This window comes from Anabaena sp. CCY 9613 (genome assembly GCF_963920895.1).
Lineage (GTDB): Bacteria > Cyanobacteriota > Cyanobacteriia > Cyanobacteriales > Nostocaceae > Cyanocohniella.
This window is the reverse complement of the sequence record NZ_CAWUDE010000009.1, coordinates 35,706-55,047: the sequence shown is the minus strand read 5'-3', so window position 1 is coordinate 55,047 and position 19,342 is coordinate 35,706. Positions and strand designations below refer to the sequence as shown.

Sequence of the window (19,342 nt, the reverse complement as noted above, 5' to 3'; positions counted from 1 at the left end):
CCTAGCCCCTAGACTGCTAGTGCTTCCTGAATAGCTTTGTTGTAAATAACACGACCAGGTGTTGTACGTACATACTGAGAAATTAAATTCCCTTGGGCATCTTCTCTAATGCGACGGTACTTATACATTACAGTCCGGGTACCATCGCTGTTTTTTGTGACTTCCAGGGGTTCTGTATCTGGTTGGTCTGATTCCACTTCGCCGTCAAACCGCACGTAAATATAGGCGTGTAAGTCAACTTGCTCTTGGTGGAAAGCCATAATTACGTCATCCAGAGAAGCAAAGTATCTATCTGTACCTTTGGTAGCACCCGGATTTTCTGCTGTTAAGTAATATGCCCCCAGTACCATGTCTTGGCTAGGTGTGATGATGGGTCTACCTGTAGCTGGTGACAAAATGTTGTTAGAAGCCAGCATCAACAATCGCGCCTCAGCTTGACTTTCTAGAGACAATGGCACGTGTACTGCCATTTGGTCACCGTCAAAGTCAGCGTTAAATGCGGGACAAACCAAAGGATGAAGTTGAATTGCTCGTCCTTCTACCAACACTGGTTCAAAAGCCTGAATACCCAAACGGTGCAGTGTTGGCGCCCGGTTGAGCATCACTGGGTGCCCTTCAATCACCTCTTCTAGCACATCCCAGACACTGGGGTCGTTGCGAGATATGAGCTTTTTGGCGGCTTTGATGTTATTCACCATACCGCTACGAATTAAGCGATTAATCACAAATGGCTGGAATAGCTCGATTGCCATTTCTCTAGGCAAACCGCACTGGTGAATTTTTAGCTTCGGCCCCACCACAATTACCGAACGTCCGGAATAGTCAACTCGTTTACCTAACAAGTTTTGCCGGAAACGTCCTTGTTTACCTTCAATTATGTCAGATAAAGACTTCAGCGGTCGGTTATTGGCCCCTACCACTGTGCGTCCCCGACGACCATTGTCAATCAAAGCATCCACAGCTTCTTGCAGCATCCGCTTTTCGTTGCGGACAATAATTTCTGGTGCTAAAATTTCTTGCAAACGCGCCAGACGGTTGTTACGGTTAATTACCCGACGATACAAATCATTCAAGTCACTGGTGGCAAACCGTCCGCCATCCAGCTGTACCATTGGGCGTAAATCCGGGGGAATCACGGGAATCACTGCCATCACCATCCACTCTGGTTTAGAGCCGGTAGCAATGAAGTTGTCAATTACCCGTAGCCGCTTAATCAGTTTTGCCCGTTTTTGCCCTTTGGCGTTGCCAATTTCTTCGCGCAAGCTTTCAGCTTCTTGTTCTAAATTAATATCAGCCAGTAAGCGCAGCAGTGCTTCCGCACCAATACCTACTTCTACGCCTTGCAAAGTAGAATCTTCGCTATAAATTTGGTCTTCAATTTCCAACCACTGGTCTTCACTGAGTAGCTGTTTATAGGTTAATGTCTCCGCATTACCTGGACTCAGAACAACATAAGAGTTGAAATAAACTATTTGTTCTACATCCCGCAAAGGCATATCCAGCAGAATAGCAATATAGCTAGGAATACCTTTGAGATACCAAACGTGGGCGACTGGGGCAGCAAGTTTAATGTATCCCATACGGTGACGACGCACCCGCGATTCGGTAACCTCTACACCGCAGCGCTCACATACAATCCCACGATGCCGTACTCTTTTATACTTACCGCAGTGGCATTCCCAATCTTTCGCAGGGCCAAAAATGCGCTCACAAAATAAGCCGTCCATCTCCGGCTTCAAGGTACGGTAGTTAATTGTTTCAGGTTTAGTGACTTCACCAACTAATTGACCATTAGGTAGTGTGCGTTCACCCCACTGCCTGATGCGTTCCGGTGATGCCAAGCCGATTTTAACGTAGTCAAACTGATTAGTTTGGGCGGGTCTCATGATTAATTAGTAATTCTTAATTCGTAAGATTTCCTGCGGAAACACTCCGCGAACGTAATTAACAATAGGGATTGGGTATTGGGTATCGAGAATAAGGAAAACTATTTATTTCATTAGTTCCCAGTTCCCAGTCCCCAGTCCCTAGCTCTTAGTCCCCAGTCCCCAGTCCCTACTCTTCTTCTTCCAACGATTCGCGGGAAAGAGATTCGTAGGTTGGACGAGGTGGTGTCCGTCGGGCTGATTGATCTGCCATTAAATCGACTTCCACATCTAAGGAACTACCATCTGCCTGGGTTTCTACCTTATGTACGGCAATGTCTAACCCTAGGGATTGCAGTTCTCGCATCAGCACTTTAAATGACTCTGGTGTGCCTGGGCGAGGAATTGATTTGCCTTTAACGATCGCATTCAAGGCTTCATTCCGTCCTTGCATATCGTCGGACTTGACTGTCAGCAATTCCTGCAAGGTATAAGCTGCACCAAAGGCTTCCAATGCCCACACTTCCATTTCTCCAAAGCGCTGACCACCTTGCTGTGCTTTACCACCCAAGGGTTGCTGTGTTACCAGCGAGTATGGCCCTGTGGAACGGGCGTGGATCTTGTCGTCCACCAAATGCACCAGCTTCAGAATATAAGCTACACCTACGGTTATTGGGCGGTCAAAGGGTTCGCCTGTACGACCGTCAAACACCATAATTTTTCCAGGGTTATCTGGGTTGTATACCCAGTCTTTGCCTGTTTCGTCCCGTGCTTCTTGCAATTTTCCATGTACGAGGCTACGGGATGTCTCTTCCCCATACATTTCGTCAAAGGGAGTAATTTTAAACCGTACTCCCAAAGTATGAGCAGCCCAACCCAACATACACTCAAATACCTGTCCGACGTTCATCCGACTAGGCACACCCAAGGGGTTGAGGACAATATCCACTGTGGAACCGTCTGCTAAGTAAGGCATATCTTCCACAGGTAAGATGCGGGAAATAATCCCTTTATTACCGTGGCGTCCTGCCATTTTGTCGCCCACTTGGATTTTGCGTTTTTGCGCTACATACACCCGGACGACCATGTTGGCTCCTGGTGGTAATTCATCCCCTTGCTCACGGGTAAATAAACGCACATCAACAACGCGTCCTTTTTCACCGTTGGGTACTCGTAACGAGTTGTCTCGCACATCCCGTGCTTTTTCACCGAAGATGGCACGCAACAGTTTTTCTTCTGGTGGTTGGTCTGATTCACCTTTAGGTGTAACTTTTCCTACCAAGATATCTCCAGCTTCCACCCAAGCACCAATGCGAATAATTCCCTGTTCATCTAGCTGACGGAGGGCATCTTCTCCGACGTTGGGAATTTCTCTGGTGATTTCTTCGGGCCCTAGTTTGGTTTGTCTGGCCTCAATTTCATATTTTTCAATGTGAATTGAGGTATATATATCATCCTGTACTAGTCTTTCAGAAATCAAAATGGCGTCTTCGTAGTTGTAACCTTCCCAAGGCATGTAAGCCACGACGATATTCTGTCCTAATGCCAATTCCCCACCTTCGGTGGATGAACCATCAGCTAATACCTGTCCAGCTACTACCCGTTCACCAATCCGCACTAGGGGTTTTTGGTTTAAACAGGTGTCTTGGTTGGATCTTTGGTACTTGGAAAGTTTGTACTTAATCTCTGAGTTACCACCTTTGGGACGGACACGAATTTCTGTGGCATCAGCGTAGGTGACATCACCGTCTGTACGAGAGACAATCACCATCCCGGAGTCTCTAGCACCTTGGGCTTCTAAACCAGTACCCACTAAAGGACGTTCAGGCTTCAACAGCGGTACGGCTTGCCTTTGCATGTTGGAACCCATCAGCGCTCGGTTAGCGTCGTCATGTTCCAAAAAGGGAATCATGCTAGTAGCGACTGATACTATTTGCACTGGAGATACGGCTACGTAGTCTACTTGCTCAGGTGTTGTGGTAGCCCAGTCTTGGCGATAACGTACTGGTACTTGGGGCCCCTTGATGTAACCGTTTTCATCTAAGGGAATGTCACCGGTGGCAGTCCGCAAATCGTCTTCTTCGTCGGCGGTCATATACACGGGTGGTAAGTCAAACCGCACCCGCCCATTTTCTACTTGTCTAAAGGGTGTTTCTAAAAATCCGTATTGGTTGACCCGCGCATGAGTTGCCAAGGAACCAATCAAACCAGCGTTGGGGCCTTCTGGTGTCTCAATGGGGCAAATACGTCCGTAGTGTGATGGGTGAATATCTCGCACGGCAAAACCAGCTCGTTCCCGCGTTAAACCACCAGGGCCTAAGGCACTTAGACGGCGTTTGTGGGTCAGTTCTGCTAAGGGATTGGTTTGATCCATGAACTGACTTAATTGGCTGGAACCAAAGAATTCTTTAATTGCCGCTACCAATGGTTTGGGGTTGACTAAGGATGCTGGGGTTAAAACTTCGGCATCTGATACGGTCATCCGTTCCCGGATAATTCTTTCTAAACGGTTCAAGCCCACCCGTACTTGGTTCTGTAGTAGTTCGCCGACGCTTCTTACCCGACGATTGCCTAAGTGGTCAATGTCGTCGATGTTACCAATATCATATTCTAGGTTAATCAGGTAATCTACTGCTGCCAAGATGTCTCCAGCGGTCAATACACGCATGGTATCGGGGACAGACAACCGTAATTTCTTGTTGAGTTTATACCGACCAACACGACCCAAGTCATAACGTTTGGGGTCAAAGAAGCGAGAATCTAGCAACTGTTGTCCACCTAAGACTGTTGGTGGTTCACCAGGACGTAGTTTGCGATATAACTCCATCAGGGCTTCTTCTTCGGAAAATTGCCCTTCTTTTTCGATGGTTTTTTGGAAGTATTCAGGGTGGCGCAGGGCATCAAAAATTTCGTTATCTGATAAACCCAGGGCTTTTAATAGTACTTGTGCTGAGAGTTTCCGGGTTTTATCGATGCGTACCCACACTAAATCGTTACGGTCTGTTTCAAATTTCAGCCACGCTCCTCGGTTAGGAATTAAACTAGCTGAATAAGTGCGCCGACCGTTTTTGTCGATTTCTGATTTGTAGTAAACTCCAGGCGATCGCACAATTTGGTTGACAATCACCCGCTCGGCACCGTTAATAATAAACGTACCTCGGTCTGTCATCAAAGGCAGATCGCCAATAAATACTTCTTGTTCTTTGATATCTCCTGTTTCTTTGTTCAGCAGGCGTGTAGGGACATACATTTGTACGGCATAGGTACTATCCCGCCGTTTTGATTCTTCTACGCTATATTTTGGCTCTTTAAGCTTGTAGTTTTGACCTAAAAAGTGCAGTTCTAGTTTGCCGGTGTAGTCTGTGATTGGACTAAAGGAATTGAGTTCTTCTATTAGCCCTTCTTCTAAAAACCAGCGAAAACTAGAACGCTGGATTTCAATCAAATCGGGCAACAAAAAGGCGGATTCCATATAATTATCTGTAGTCATGCCTCTACCTTCGTCAACCTGGTTAAACTTTATTTAGAGGACACTGTTTTTGGGCGATTCCCACCGCCAACTAGTGTCCATAGATATTGGGAACTTCTCTTTATGCCACCTGTTATTTCTAGGTAGGGGCAAACGCAGCCATTTAAGCTGGAAACAGAGATTTTGACAAGGGGGGTGATTGCCCTAGCTTTAGTAGGGTCACTAAAATTAATCTGTTAAGTTTGCCCCTCAACAGCAGATGGCTCAGATATTTGTAGATTTTTTTTGTTTGTCTCACGGCCCCTCCCAAAAACAGGTAAATTAGCCTCCACAGTTTTCAACCATTGTGGCGTTAATTCACCATTTATACTCGCGGTAATCCCCTAAGACTGAGGAAGAGAGCCGCGCATCTGGCCGACTCCGAATTAGAATGGCTGGATTTTGGTGGGTTTTACTCACAAGTTAATTACGTTTAACAATTTTCTATAGGTTAAATACAGCACAAGCGCTACTTTGCCAAAGTTGAGGTGACTATTCAGTCATGCATTGAGAACATCCGCATGTAGAGATTTGGTGGATGGTCAAGTTGATAACAAGACAAAACCCAGCGATTCAAAGTTTTCAATTCCTTCCTTTTTCATTATGGCGCAATCAAAATGTTTTGGAGGGATTAATCTTAGCATACTTCTATCCTCCTGGAATTTTATTTTTTTGATCTAACCCGGGACATACCTGGACAGGCTTTAAAGCACCAGTCCAAATAATTCACAAGCATTTTTTGTGGTTTGATCCGCGATCGCCTGGACTGTCTCCCCGCGCAAATGAGCTACTTGCTCTGCTACATAGCGAACATTAGCAGGCTCGTTGCGTTTTTCGCCCCGCTTGGGTACGGGAGATAAGAAAGGACAGTCTGTTTCCACTAGCAGGCGATCGCTTCTCACCATGGCCGCCGAGGCTTGAATAGCTTTGGCATTTTTGAATGTTACTGTCCCACTAAAGCTAATGTAGAAGCCTAAGTCTAGGAACCATTGGGTTTCTTCTGGCGTTCCACCCCAACAATGCATGACCCCCCGCACTTTTTCTCCTTTAATATCCCGCCATTTTTGCAAGATTTCCCTGACTTCTATTGCCGCATCCCGACAATGGATAATCACTGGTAAATTGAGTTCAGCGGCGATCTCTAGTTGAGCTGCAAACACTAGGCGTTGTTGCTCAGAGTTTTCAGCTTTGTAAAAATCCAGTCCCATTTCCCCAATGGCCACCACTTTCGGTTCTGAACTAGCCAAAGACTGAATTTGCTCGGCTGTTTCGCTTTGCCATTGCTCGGCATCTAGAGGGTGCAAGCCAACAGCAAAACTGAGTTCGGGAAACTGGTGCGCTAAGGATTGGATACTGGCAAATTCTGATGGCTCCACACAGGAGTGTACTAAACGTACTACCCCTGCTTCTTGCCATCGCGATCGCACTGATGCTAAATCTGGCTGGAAAGTATCAAAATTGAGATGGACGTGAGTGTCAATCAGCTGCATTGTCGTTATTGCTTAGTTGTCATCAGTCAGTGAATCGTCATCAGTTATGCTTACCGATTACTGTTTAACTGCACTACTAAGCAGATGCTTGGGTAAGTTGCTTGAGTTTGCGAGCCAATCTAGCTTTTTTCCTCGCCCCATTGTTTGGGTGCAGTACACCCCGCTTGACGGCTTTGTCGATTTTGCTGTAAGCCTCAGACAGTCGCGCTTGCAGTTCTTGTTCTGATTCTGAGTTAGGATTAGCTGCGTAGACTTCTACAGCAGTCAGGTATTTCTTAACCAGCGTTTTTACCGCTGATTTGTAAGATTTGTTACGAAGACGATTGCGTTCTCCGATTTGGGCGCGTTTAAGAGCAGACTTTGAATTCGCCACAGTCAATTCCAAAAATACTATTAATATGTACACACACTACTAGACTTACTAATATAGCATCCCTATTGCCAATGTCAGAATTTCTGAAAAAAAATTTGTCTATTAGTCTTAGTGATGGATCATGAAGAAGAAATTTCACCCTGGCCTCATCCCCTGATCACTGTGTACTCAAATGAGAAAATACGTTAGAATGAATTACTGCCATAAACATTGTCCTCCTAACTTCTCAACACCTGACCGAAATGTATTCTATACCCTTTGGAGATGAGATAGATATTCAAAAGGCAAGAACTGTGAATGTTAGCAATTCAGGGGTTGAAATCATGTAGAGCATCGATCATATCGCGGCTCTACATATGTTAGCTACTAAAGTAGAAAAATAAGTAAAAATTATACTCAGATTCTATCCATAGCTTCTTGAACAAGGAAAACTGAATGTGCAAACATGCCACCAGTGACCTCGCAATGAGTGTAGGAAAGGACTTAAGGGCAGTAGGAATTGGCACAACCTCTCCCTGCCGAAAAGCAACTAGGCAGATCGGATTGAGTAATTTGTCGCCTTCTCAAGTAAACCATGTGCTGGCAGCCTTGGGAGTATCAAAAAAATCCAGGTTAAGCTAGAGAAGAGAATTAGGGTCAAGCTCGATAGCCCAGTGGGTTGAGAGTAACACTGATTCTCTGGCGGGAATATTCTAACATTTTGGCATTCTCCTTACTTCATGCTGCGAATTATTACTCAGCAGGCAGACGTTAGAGCAGAACTACAGCGTATCTGCGATCGCACCCACGATGAACAGGTGCTTCACAAAGAAGCGACTGTGCGTGAAGTTTTGCAAGCAGTCAAGCGCCAAGGCGACAAAGCTGTATTGCATTATACAGCCGAATTTGACAACCGAACTTTGAAACCCGAAGAACTGCGTGTCACAGGCTCAGAACTGGATGCAGCTTATCAACAGGTATCAAAGGAGTTGCTGGAGGCGATTCAATTAGCTTGCCGTCAAATTGAAGCATTTCACCGTCAGCGTATCCCCAAGAATTGGGTACACTTTGGCGATGATGATGTCGTGCTGGGCAAACGCTATAACCCTGTAGACTGTGCAGGGTTGTATGTGCCTGGTGGTCGTGCGGCTTATCCCAGTACTGTACTCATGAATGCGATTCCGGCCCAGGTGGCTGGTGTGCCTCGTGTAGTGATGGTAACACCGCCAGGTGCGGGGAAAGCCATTAACTCAGCCGTTTTGGTAGCCGCCCAAGAAGCTGGACTACAAGAAATTTATCGTGTTGGCGGTGCCCAAGCGATCGCGGCTTTGGCCTACGGTACAGATACGATACCCAAAGTAGATGTAATTACGGGCCCTGGGAATATTTATGTCACCTTAGCGAAAAAATTGGTTTACGGTACCGTCGGTATTGATTCTTTAGCAGGGCCTAGCGAAGTCCTGATTATTGCTGATGAAACGGCAAATCCAGTGAATGTTGCGGCTGACATGTTGGCCCAAGCTGAACATGATCCGATGGCGGCGGCTATTTTGTTAACCACAGATCCGGCTTTGGCTAAAAACGTACAATTAGCTGTGGAAAGACAGTTAGTTGATCATCCCCGACGGATAGACACCGAAAAAGCGATCGCGCACTATGGCTTAATTGTGGTTGTGGAATCTTTAGCAGCCGCCGCTGAATTTTCCAATGATTTTGCCCCGGAACATTTAGAGTTAGAAATTAAAGATCCTTGGGACTTACTTCCTAGCATTCGCCACGCTGGGGCAATTTTCTTGGGCTACTCGACACCAGAAGCTGTAGGAGACTATTTAGCAGGGCCTAATCACACCTTGCCGACTTCCGGTGCTGCCCGTTATGCTTCCCCCTTAGGAGTAGAAACTTTTCTTAAACATTCCAGTATTATTCAATATTCACAAACCGCACTACAAAAAGTGGCTGGGGCAATTGATGTATTGGCAACAGCTGAGGGGTTACCTTCCCATGCCGATTCTGTACGACGGAGAATTCAGCAAGAAGAGTGATAGGGAATGTTTAGTTTTTCTCTATACTATTGGCAAAAGCTACTCGGTGGCTGCAAACTAAAAGACTGGACGGCAGTCACCTCAAAGGAAAAGCCACTAACTGGAGTGGTTTACCTACGGCTTTAACTGCCAATAAGCTTTGCTAGATAATTATTAAGGGGTCTACCTTTGAGGAGATGAGCGGTGCTAAAAAATGTTTTGGTAGCTCTAGACGGTTCAGAAATTGCAGAACGAGTAATTCAAACTTTAAATGATGTAGTGTTGGCGAATGAGACTAAGGTTATTCTCTGTCATGTGTTTCCGACACCAGAATTAGAGTTAGAATCACCTGCTGACCTCCCTCATCCAGAATCTCCAACAATTTCTTATTTTCATATTGAAAAACAGCTGCAATCTTATAAAGAAAATTTATCAGTTAATAGTGAACTAGAACTTGTCACGGGTGACCCGGCTGACGAAATTATTCGCCTTGCCAATATTTACAAGACAGACTTAATTATCCTTGGTAGCCGCGGGTTGATGGGTATGAAACGAATTGTCTTGGGTTCTGTTAGCACTCAAGTGGTGGAAGAAGCTAATTGTTCTGTGTTGGTGGTGAAGCCGAATAGGGAGTAGGGAGTGGGGAATAGGGAACAGAAAAGAGTTTTTTCTTTGTCCTGACGGATATCCTTTTTTTGAGTAAGGAGATGGACGGGTTGTGTTTGGGAGATGGGAAGATGATACGAACAAAACTTCCCAGTCCCCAGTCCCCTTCGGGTTCGCCAGTCGCTCATGGGGGAAACCCCCAAGACCGCGCTGGTATCACCTAGTCCCTAGTCACTTTTTCCGCCAAAAACTGTCGCAAACTTAACAAACTCAGGGTTTGACACAAATTCAAGGGCAAAATTGATATTCCTTCTAAACGTGACTGTACCCAACCTTCGCCCCAATACCATTCGTGAAAACCGTCAATGCCTCCACTTAGTAGTAGGCGCAGACAGTCGGGTCTGGCTACATCCACTTGATGATGGATTTGAATTGGCCCTGTTCTGGTTGTAAACTGAAGACCTGCATACAGTTCTTCTGGCATTACTGGAGCAAAGCTTTGCCCCACAAGCCATTTGTCTAGTTGGTCTGGATGCAGCAAACTGTTATGTATTGCACTGGCAGATGCCGCAATTTCTATCCGTAGTTGGCTTTTTTGAAAATTACCCAGCATTTTTAAAATTGCTTAAAGGTCAGACATCACTCTTGGTGAATTGTATTTCTAATATGGCAAATACACACAGTCGTGATCACGGTGTCACTTTTCTACTAGATGAGTATTTAGAATAGAGAAAGTAGACTTGTTAAGAAATGTAAGGGTTTTCATGGCAGATCAATTAATTCGTGCCGCAGCAGCTGAAGGCGGTATTCGGGCTGTGGGTGTGATTACGACTCGTTTAACAGAAGAAGCCCGACAACGCCATAAACTTTCTTACGTGGCAACGGCGGCTTTGGGACGCTCTATGTCCGCAGGCTTGTTAATGGCTTCTAGCATGAAACGACCAGGTTCTAGGGTGAATGTGCGGGTCAAGGGCGATGGGCCTTTGGGTGGGATATTAGTGGATGCCGGTTTAGATGGAACCGTACGCGGCTATGTCGCCAATCCATCTGTAGAGTTGCCTCCTAATGCCAAAGGTAAACTAGATGTTGGTGGTGCAGTAGGTGACGGCTACCTTTATGTGGTGCGCGACATTGGTTATGGCTACCCTTACTCTAGTACCGTAGAATTAGTTTCGGGTGAAATAGGCGACGATGTGGCTCATTACTTAGTTAATTCTGAACAAACACCTTCGGCTTTGGTTTTAGGCGTGTTTGTAGGAGCGAGTGGCGTCACGGCGTCTGGAGGGTTGTTAATACAAATTTTGCCTAAAGCTGCTAGAGATGAAGCCCTAGTGGAATTACTGGAATCACGGGTAGCTAGTTTAGCTGGTTTTACACCCTTATTACAAGCTGGTAAGACGTTACCAGAAATATTTCATGACTTGCTAGGAGATATGGGTCTATCGATATTTCCCGAACGTCAAATGCTGCGTTTCCACTGTGGTTGTTCTTTTGACCGGGTACTGGGGGCGCTGAAAATCCTTGGTGAAGCCGAATTGCAAGACATGATTATCAAAGATGATGGTGCTGAAGCAACTTGTGATTTTTGCGGTAATGTTTATCAAGCAAGTAGTGATCACCTGGCTAAACTGATCGTTGATTTGCAAGCAGAATCTTCTGTGTTGGGTTAAAGTATAAAATGACACTAAAAATTTAAATTGTTCATGGTATCTATGGAGAGAGAAGATGTAAAAAGTAGCTTTTAAATCATGAGAAAGTTACTATGGCAACATTGGAATTATCAGCCTAGAAAAGATCGCTATTCAAATATTTTGGTGTGAGAGATGACAGAGCGGGATATTCCAGAAAGTTGGCCCACCACCAGAGCGGGAGAGCCAGATGAGATGAAAAGAGTATTCCGAAAGTCACAGTTCGGTGAAAATCAAGCATTTGGCATCCCAACTACTGGTTCTACCTCTAAGTCAGTGAAGCAGCAAACACAAGACAATTCCGGATTACCTTTAAATAATCAGCCAGAAGTTGCAAGTTCACCCAGCAAAAAGTCTCGAAAGCTTCCGCGCTGGATGAAAAGCTGGGTGTTGTGGGCAATAGCTCTGACATTAATTCCCGGTAGTGTGGGATTTTTGGCCATGGCAATCCTGCTGAAGCTACCAACTGCACCCAGTTGCCCAGCAATTTTTTGGCCATTGGCTAGTGCCTCAGTGCGGTTACATTGCGCTCAGTTAGCGGCTTCTAAACAGAATGTTAATGATTTATTGCAAGCGATCGCCTTAGTGAGGGAACTGCCACAAGAGCATCCGTTACGGGGAGAAATTGATCGTTTCGTCGCAGAATGGTCACAGGATATTCTCCAATTAGCAGATCAAAGTTTTCAAGCAGGTGATTTAGAAGAAGCGATCGCCACGGCGCGTAAGATACCTCAAGACCTCTCAGCTTATAAATTAGTAGATGAACAAATTACTAAATGGGAGTCAACTTGGTCTCAGGCAGAAAATATATATAAAAATGCGGAAGCGGAACTAGAGCAAAGACGTTGGCAATCGGCATTTCTGCTATCTGCCAAGTTACTGCGTGTAGATAATAGATACTGGTCCAGTGTTAAGTATGATCAATTAAATGCGTTAATTACCACAGCTAGGGAAGATAGTGAAAAGTTAGCAGAAGCTGAAAGTTTAGCCAAGAGCAAAGTAGTTAATAATTTACTAGAAGCCATTAAACTAGCCGATTCCATTGGAAGAGACAGCTATGTTTATCAAAAAGCCCAAGAGTTGATTCCGGCATTTGGGCGGCAAATGTTGGATTTAGCCCAAGCAAGTTTAGATAGACGAGATGCAGATACAGCTTTAGAAATTGCTAGACAAATTCCAGATAATACAAAGTTGCATTCAGAAGTTGAAGACTTCATGGCTTTGACGGATGCACAAAGAAGTGCCTGGATAGGTACAGTATCGGGTTTAGAAACAGCTATTTTCCAGGCGCAACAAATTGACCCATCAAGGCCAGTTTATAATCAGGCGCAGCAATTAATTGCCCGTTGGCAGATGGAAATTGAAGATGTCGCCCGTTTAGAAAAAGCGCGGACGCTGGCTAGCCAAGGCACAGTAGAATATTTATCAGCTGCCATCGCCGAAGTACAGCTCATCCCCACTAGTAACCCCCGTGCTTCGGAGGCAAAAAAAGAGATGAGTCGTTGGCGTAGTCAAGTGGAAACTATTGAAGATAGACCATTATTAGACCGCGCGCAACAACTGGCGTGGCTCAACGATATTAACTCATTGCAAGCTGCCATCGCCGAAGCTGGTCAAATCCGTCGGGGTCGGGCTTTGTATCCAGAAGCACAAAGAAAAATTCGCACCTGGACAGCAAGTGTACAACGCATCCAAGACCAGCCGTATTTAGAGCAGGCGAGAATACTGGCACGGAGTGGTGATTTCCGGGGTGCTATTAATACAGCTCAACCGATTGCATCTTCAGGGCGATCGCTTTCTGGTGAAGCCAAGGCCGCGATAGACGATTGGCAAGGACAAATTCTCGCCAGGGAAAACTGGAATAGAGCCAGGGAAGCGGCTGTTGCTGGTACACCAGAAGCTTTGATTCAGGCTATAGGTTTAGCTGATCGGATTCCCAGAAATAACGTTTTGCGGATGGATGCGAATATCTCAATTAATCAATGGAGTCAGCAATTATTGGATATTGCTCGTTCTCAAGGGATTTCTGATATTCCTCGGGCGATTGAGACTGCTAAGTTGATTCCTAGTAGTAGTACTGCTTACAATGCGGCGCAAGAGCAAATTAGGAATTGGCAGCAGTTGCTTAATCCTGAGCCGCCACAATTTCAGCCGATTCTTCCGTCTATTACTCCGCCAATTGCTCCGACTGTTGAGCAGTAGTTTTTTATAGAAAATAGCGGGAAGTTGAAAACCACCATCCTTATAGGTGGTGGATGAAAACGATACGAGCAACTTTGTTTTTCAAAGCGTGGAGAGTTCAATCTCCGCAATATCACCTTTGGGGTAATGGTGGGTGTGAAGTTGAGTATTTTGCTACTTTGGCGGAAATTTCCGGGTTGTAAAGTCTCAGATAATTCCAGTAGTTACCAAATACTTGCCGCACATAATTTTTGGTTTCATTAAAGGGAATTGCTTCGACAAACTCGTCTGGGTCTGTTTTACCAATTGTTCGTAACCATTTGGAGACGTTGCCAGGGCCAGCATTATAACTAGCGATCGCCAACATGGAATTATTGTTATATTGCTGATGAGTATGATCCAAATACCATGTCCCCAGTTTGATGTTTTGGTCGGGATCTTTTAAATCTATAGCTTTGGTATCCAATTTAATTTGCGGGGCAATCCAAGTGGCTGTGCTAGGCATTACCTGCATCAAACCCGTAGCACCGGCTACGGATGTGATTTTCGATTCAAACATGGACTCTTGGCGCATCAAGGCAGTAACTAGCAAGGGATTAAGTTGGCGTTCGGCAGACCATTTTTTAATTTCTTGCTGATAAGGAAAGGGATAACGGGCTTGCCAGTAAGTTACCTGTTGGCTGAGGGCTTCATATTCGGCTTGTTCTTCTGGTGTTTCCCGGTCTTCCAATCGAGAAATAATACCAATTCCTGAGAGATTTTGTCCTCTGGCTAACCGCATTAAGCCTTCAGTGAATTGTTCTGCTACAGTGGGCTGCATTTTATTCAAAAATTCTGTTTCCCATTGCAGCCAAGCATCTCGGTCTTGACCTAACAAATACAATTCTTTAAAAGTTTCAGAACCAGCCGGAGGTACGGGACGTTGTTGGGGGACTACTTCTGGTTGTAGTTGGCGCACGGTGTCAAAGTTACCTACATTCAGCCCCAGAATTGTTGCCGATCGCCAGGCATAGTAAGAGTGAGGAAACTGGCTGAGGACATACTCATAAGCGGCTCTGGCTTCTTGTTCTTTACCTAATGCAGTGGCCCATTTACCTACCCAAAAACCTGCTCTGGGAGCCAAAATACTATTGGGATTGTTGGTGGCTATTGGTTGTGCCCATTCCCAAGCGCCTATGTAATCTCTGGCTTTGGCTTTTTCATTGGCTTGGTTCCAGCGATATTCAGCTGCTTCATTGGAATTAGGATACTGATTGATGAGTAATTGCCAAGCTTGTTGTGCTGATTTTTGATCCTTGAGTCCTTGATAAATTCTGGCTTTTTCGACTACCGCCCTACTAGCTTGTTGGGGAAATTTGGCTATTACCTGATCCAGATAAGGCAGGGCATCTTTACGCGTTCTGGCCATTTCCGCCAAACGTAACAAGCCTGTACCTGTATCACTGGCTTCAGGGAATTGCTGCACCAATTGATTGTAGGTGGCCATCGCCTTTTCCCGTTCTTTATCTCCTACCTGTAACCCCCGTGCGGCCCGGTAAAGGTTGGTTGGGGTTTTGGGTGCTTGTAGATAAGCTGCACCTGCTTTGGCAAATTGATTGTTATACCAGTAGGCTGCACCAATAGTTTCCCAGTCCTGGGCTTTGAGGTTGGGCTGTTTGACTAACTGATCTAGTACGCCGACAATACCTGGTTGGTTGTAGGCATATTTGGCTAAGATTAACCGCAATTGGGGCTGATTGGGATTTTCTTGTAACCGCTTATAGATAATGTCCCAAGTCAGGGGATGAGAAGGAAATTGCGCGATCGCCTGATCTTGAAGTTCCGGTAGGGCAATCAAATACATGGATCTTGCTGCGCCAGCTTCCTCTGGATACTCTCTGAGTACTCGTTGTCTCAGGTCAGAAGCTTTGCCGCTTTCACCCAATATATCCTGTGCTTGGGCTTGTTTGAGCAAGATGTAAGGGCCCAAACTAGGATAACTTCTTTCTAGTCCTTCAAGTAGACTCAGAGCCTTTTCTGCTTCTCTAATATCAATTAAATCACTGGCTAACAAATAGCGCGCCCGTTCTCTGTCTGGTGAACTGGAACCGTTAGCGATCGCTTCTAAGTTTGCGGCTCGTTCTGCGGGAGACTGTGATATTAGTGGAAATACGGCCGATTGCGCTTGGTTGGTATCAGATATTTGCCCAGAACTTTGCCCTAGGTTCAACAACTGTCCCAAGGATCTGCCAATGTCGGGTGCTGACACCATCGCCCCAGCTGAAAAGGCAAATAGTGCTGCGCCAGCAATGAGAGAAATATGTTTTTTTTGTAGTTTCTTCAGCATGAATACTCGCTGAGAAGTGCCAATGAATTTCTTGAAACTCTAACATTCCTGTCCATGAGTGTAATCACTTTTTGAGTTGAAATTGGAAATTTTGGAAAAATCAAGACTGTTGCCAGTACTGAATTTTAAATCACACTCTTGATCTGATTACATCTATCCTTAGTATATAGTGTGCAAATTTTTAGAGTTTCTTGAGGACAATTGTATACGCTGCGCCAGTTAAGGGACTGTGAAAAAGCAGGGGGGCTTTGGGGTGGTGAGATTATTTGTGTGAACACCATAGGGCGTGGAGCATCTCGCACACAGCCCCAATCCCATCACCGTCTAGCTAATTCTGGGGTACGCCCTGTTAAACCAATCATCAACTTAAGAGAAAACACTTTTAACACAGGTACTCGCCGCATGAGCCATAAACCTAAGCGACGAATGACTACTAATGGTAAGAAGTTGTTAGAAAACATCCGATCTAACAAATCAGTGAAGCCTAAGATTGTCAGGTTTTCTCGCTGACGCCAACTTTCATAGCGTTTGAGGATTTTAATATTACCAATATCTTCACCTGCTGTATGTGCTTTTTGGATCACTTGTGCCAAAGCTGCGGCGTCCCGAATGCCCAAATTTAAACCTTGTCCGCCGACGGGATGACAGTTGTGGGCGGCATCACCAATTAAGGCTAATCTAGGTAGGACATAGCGATCGCTTTGCATGAGTTGTACTTGAAAAATAAAGCGATCGCCTAGCAATTCCAACTTACCCATATGATCACCATAGCGACGACTGAGTTCTACTAAAAATTCCTCGTCATTTAAGGCACACAAGGCTTTGGCTTCTTCATGAGGGGCTGTCCAGACAATCCGACAACGGTTCCCCGGTAACGGTAATATGGCAAATGGGCCGCTAGTCCAAAATCTTTCGTAGGCAGTGTTGTTGTGGGGTTTTTCTGGTTTGACAAATGCTACAATACAAGATTGCCAATATTTCCAACCAAAGGTTTTAATACCCGCAGCTTCACGGATACGCGATCGTGAGCCATCGGCTGCCACAAGTAATCTACTACGGACTGTTTGGATTTTGTCAGCAATTTTGATATCTACGGCTATTATGTCCTGCTGGTATTGCGTTTTCACCACTTCCGCTGGACAAAGATAAGTCACATTGGCACAATTTTGCACAAATTCCTGCAAAGGCTGTAGCAGTGCTTGGTGTTCAGCGACATAGCCTAGTTCTGGCGTACCTATATCATCTGTGGCAAATTCCACTACATCGGGATAATCGGCATCAGACAGACGAACTTGGCAATATTTGGCAATTTGCGGCGATATTTGATCCCAAACTCCAATACCCTGGTAAATGAGTGCCGAAAGCATGTGAACTGCATAGGCTTGCCCTTTGGCTACTGCGGCTGATGCTACTCTGGCCTCAATCAGCAGGACACTCAAGCCAGAATCTTTTAAAGCAGAGGCTAGGGTTAAGCCAATAATTCCACCACCGACAATTACCAAATCATAATCATATCCCTGGGGATTTGGTGGTGTTTGTGGAAGAGAAAGAGTTTGATGAACCTGTGTGAGCGCCATTGTTAAGATAAATTAAGGCATCCTAGCTATTATTTTTACGCAATTACGCTATTTAGAGCAAGTTGATTTAGAGGCTAAGGGCGCTGAGGCTAACGATTAAGGAAAAAGAAAAATTTTCATGTTGGGAGTAATGATTGATGAAGTTAATTTCTGAACCATCGATTCCTGTGAAAATACATAAAATGAAGGAACGGGTGCGATGGCTTGATCCTCAGATTGTCTCACAAGGGATCGACCAAACCAGTATGGTCATTGATGACGGTAAGGAGGATCATCCGGAATTTTCCTTTATGGTAATTGGTGATACTGGGACAAAATTTCATTATGGTCAACATCCCCAACGCAAAGTCGCGGAACTGATGCTTCCCCACAAAGACGAGTGTAGTTTTGTCTTACACACTGGCGATGTGATTTATACGGTGGGTTCTCATGAATATTACGTAAATAAATTTATCGAACCTTATCGAGAATTTCTGCAAGGTGGCGACAACCCCGAAAAGATTCCCTATGACCAAATGGTATTTAATCTGCCGTTTCTGCCTGTGCCGGGTAATCACGATTACTATGATGTACCGTTGATGTATCGTTTGTTAACCGGCAGTACGCTACGATTACGGCGGATGCTACGTTACAAAGATATTGAGATTGGCTGGCATGGATCAAATCAAGGTGATGCTTATGCTAAGGCATTTATTGATTATCTAGCTGCGATCGCTTCACCGGCAGATTTACAACTACATTTAGAACAGCACTATACTGCAAAAACTCACACGGGGCGCTGCTTGCGTTATCAACCAGGAACATTTACCCGTGTTCCTAACCGATATTATACTTTTCGTTATGGTGGTATTGACTTTTTTGCTCTAGATTCTAATACCTTTAATGACCCCTCACCTTTACCACAGACTCCAGAGGGTAAAATTGACCGCACAGTCTTACAAAAGCGTCGCCAAGAAATAGACCATGAAGAAATGCAGATTTTAGCAGCGTGTGACAAATTTAACGCTAATAAATCAGCAGATGCGGAAAAAATCGATTATCTCAATGCCAAATTAGACCAAATTAATGAAATCAAAATCGATATCGAAAAACAATTGGCTTCACACACTATGGCCATGATTGATTTTGAACAACTTGATTGGTTACGCAACAGACTCATCGAATCTTGGAACACCTCAGAAGTGCGGGGAAGAATTATTTATTTTCACCATCCACCCTACGTTACAGAAGCTACAAAATGGAATCAGGCGCAAACCTTAGCAGTTCGCCACCGCCTACGCTGGGTATTTGCACAAGTAGCAGAAACTCTAGGTTCCTTAGTGAAAGAACGTCCCATAGTCGATTTAATATTAAACGGCCACGCCCACTGTTTAGAATATCTCCGCACAGTGGATACAGGATATGCCGATTCTCACATCAACTGTATTATTTCCGGTGGTAGTGGACATTTACCCCGACGCCAGCGTTTAGAAGGAACTGAATTAGAGGAGATTTTCACCGATATTCCCGGTCGTCCCGCGCGGAAAGTTGCCGATTCCCTACTATTCCTTGGTCGGAATGGTCACAATGAATATAGGCGGTTCCCGTATTCATGCGTACGTATTGACGTTCAAGATGGTAATCCACCCAAATTTATTGTCAGACCTTTAGTAGCCGAACGTTTTGGTGAACAATGGCACACGCCTGAAATTCAGCCATTCGTGATTTAAACTCAAAAAGTTCAGCGTA

12 protein-coding genes are annotated in these 19,342 nt (G+C 45.0%); 5 read left to right on the top strand and 7 right to left on the bottom strand.

Features of this window, described 5'->3' with window-relative positions; translation table 11 throughout:
• Positions 1-8 precede the first annotated feature (8 nt).
• From ACM0OT_RS12480 to rpsT, 4 genes are all read right to left on the bottom strand, one after another.
• The gene (locus ACM0OT_RS12480; RefSeq protein WP_414564660.1) at positions 9-1,886 is read right to left on the bottom strand and encodes a DNA-directed RNA polymerase subunit gamma; all 1,878 of its coding nucleotides are present in this window, start codon (positions 1,884-1,886) and stop codon (positions 9-11) included.
• A 169-nt stretch (positions 1,887-2,055) separates the two neighbouring features.
• Positions 2,056-5,355 carry a DNA-directed RNA polymerase subunit beta gene (rpoB, locus tag ACM0OT_RS12475; protein WP_414544821.1) on the bottom strand — a complete coding sequence of 1,100 codons (3,300 nt, stop codon included), beginning with the start codon at positions 5,353-5,355 and terminating at the stop codon, positions 2,056-2,058.
• Positions 5,356-6,077: 722 nt separating this feature from the next.
• On the bottom strand, positions 6,078-6,863 hold the full coding sequence (locus ACM0OT_RS12470; protein ID WP_414564659.1) for a TatD family hydrolase: 786 nt from the start codon (positions 6,861-6,863) through the stop codon (positions 6,078-6,080).
• Positions 6,864-6,939: 76 nt separating this feature from the next.
• Positions 6,940-7,236, bottom strand: a complete 297-nt coding sequence (gene rpsT, locus ACM0OT_RS12465) for a 30S ribosomal protein S20 (protein WP_414564658.1) — start codon at positions 7,234-7,236, stop codon at positions 6,940-6,942.
• Between the two features lie 719 nt (positions 7,237-7,955).
• Between rpsT and hisD the strand changes: the two genes are divergently transcribed.
• Positions 7,956-9,257 carry a histidinol dehydrogenase gene (gene hisD, locus ACM0OT_RS12460; protein ID WP_414564657.1) on the top strand — a complete coding sequence of 434 codons (1,302 nt, stop codon included), beginning with the start codon at positions 7,956-7,958 and terminating at the stop codon, positions 9,255-9,257.
• A 183-nt stretch (positions 9,258-9,440) separates the two neighbouring features.
• Positions 9,441-9,872 carry a universal stress protein gene (locus ACM0OT_RS12455; RefSeq protein ID WP_414564656.1) on the top strand — a complete coding sequence of 144 codons (432 nt, stop codon included), beginning with the start codon at positions 9,441-9,443 and terminating at the stop codon, positions 9,870-9,872.
• Between the two features lie 190 nt (positions 9,873-10,062).
• Here ACM0OT_RS12455 and ACM0OT_RS12450 read toward each other — a convergent pair whose 3' ends face one another.
• Entirely contained in the window at positions 10,063-10,455 is a 393-nt protein-coding gene (locus tag ACM0OT_RS12450; RefSeq protein ID WP_414564655.1) for a hypothetical protein, read from the bottom strand.
• A gap of 151 nt (positions 10,456-10,606) precedes the next feature.
• Between ACM0OT_RS12450 and hslO the strand changes: the two genes are divergently transcribed.
• Entirely contained in the window at positions 10,607-11,512 is a 906-nt protein-coding gene (gene hslO, locus ACM0OT_RS12445) for an Hsp33 family molecular chaperone HslO (protein WP_414564654.1), read from the top strand.
• 153 nt (positions 11,513-11,665) lie between these two features.
• Complete coding sequence (locus ACM0OT_RS12440) at positions 11,666-13,732, top strand: chromosome segregation ATPase (protein ID WP_414564653.1); 2,067 nt, start codon at positions 11,666-11,668, stop codon at positions 13,730-13,732.
• 112 nt (positions 13,733-13,844) lie between these two features.
• Here the strand turns inward: ACM0OT_RS12440 and ACM0OT_RS12435 are convergent, their stop codons facing one another.
• A complete protein-coding gene (locus tag ACM0OT_RS12435) occupies positions 13,845-16,037 on the bottom strand; it encodes a transglycosylase SLT domain-containing protein (protein ID WP_414564652.1) in 2,193 nt (730 codons plus the stop codon).
• Between the two features lie 317 nt (positions 16,038-16,354).
• Positions 16,355-17,614, bottom strand: coding sequence for an FAD-dependent hydroxylase (locus ACM0OT_RS12430; protein WP_414564651.1), 1,260 nt, complete (start codon positions 17,612-17,614; stop codon positions 16,355-16,357).
• Between the two features lie 137 nt (positions 17,615-17,751).
• Here ACM0OT_RS12430 and ACM0OT_RS12425 point away from each other — a divergent pair, with 137 nt between their 5' ends.
• A complete protein-coding gene (locus ACM0OT_RS12425; RefSeq protein WP_414564650.1) occupies positions 17,752-19,323 on the top strand; it encodes a metallophosphoesterase family protein in 1,572 nt (523 codons plus the stop codon).
• The last annotated feature ends 19 nt before the right edge of the window (positions 19,324-19,342 follow it).

Coding starts and splice junctions, on each gene's coding strand:
- ACM0OT_RS12480 (WP_414564660.1), bottom strand. CDS start 1,886: ATGAGACCCGCCCAAACTAATCAGTTTGACTACGTTAAAATCGGCTTG.
- rpoB (WP_414544821.1), bottom strand. CDS start 5,355: ATGACTACAGATAATTATATGGAATCCGCCTTTTTGTTGCCCGATTTG.
- ACM0OT_RS12470 (WP_414564659.1), bottom strand. CDS start 6,863: ATGCAGCTGATTGACACTCACGTCCATCTCAATTTTGATACTTTCCAG.
- hisD (WP_414564657.1), top strand. CDS start 7,956: ATGCTGCGAATTATTACTCAGCAGGCAGACGTTAGAGCAGAACTACAG.
- ACM0OT_RS12450 (WP_414564655.1), bottom strand. CDS start 10,455: ATGCTGGGTAATTTTCAAAAAAGCCAACTACGGATAGAAATTGCGGCA.
- hslO (WP_414564654.1), top strand. CDS start 10,607: ATGGCAGATCAATTAATTCGTGCCGCAGCAGCTGAAGGCGGTATTCGG.
- ACM0OT_RS12440 (WP_414564653.1), top strand. CDS start 11,666: ATGACAGAGCGGGATATTCCAGAAAGTTGGCCCACCACCAGAGCGGGA.
- ACM0OT_RS12435 (WP_414564652.1), bottom strand. CDS start 16,037: ATGCTGAAGAAACTACAAAAAAAACATATTTCTCTCATTGCTGGCGCA.
- ACM0OT_RS12430 (WP_414564651.1), bottom strand. CDS start 17,614: ATGGCGCTCACACAGGTTCATCAAACTCTTTCTCTTCCACAAACACCA.
- ACM0OT_RS12425 (WP_414564650.1), top strand. CDS start 17,752: ATGAAGTTAATTTCTGAACCATCGATTCCTGTGAAAATACATAAAATG.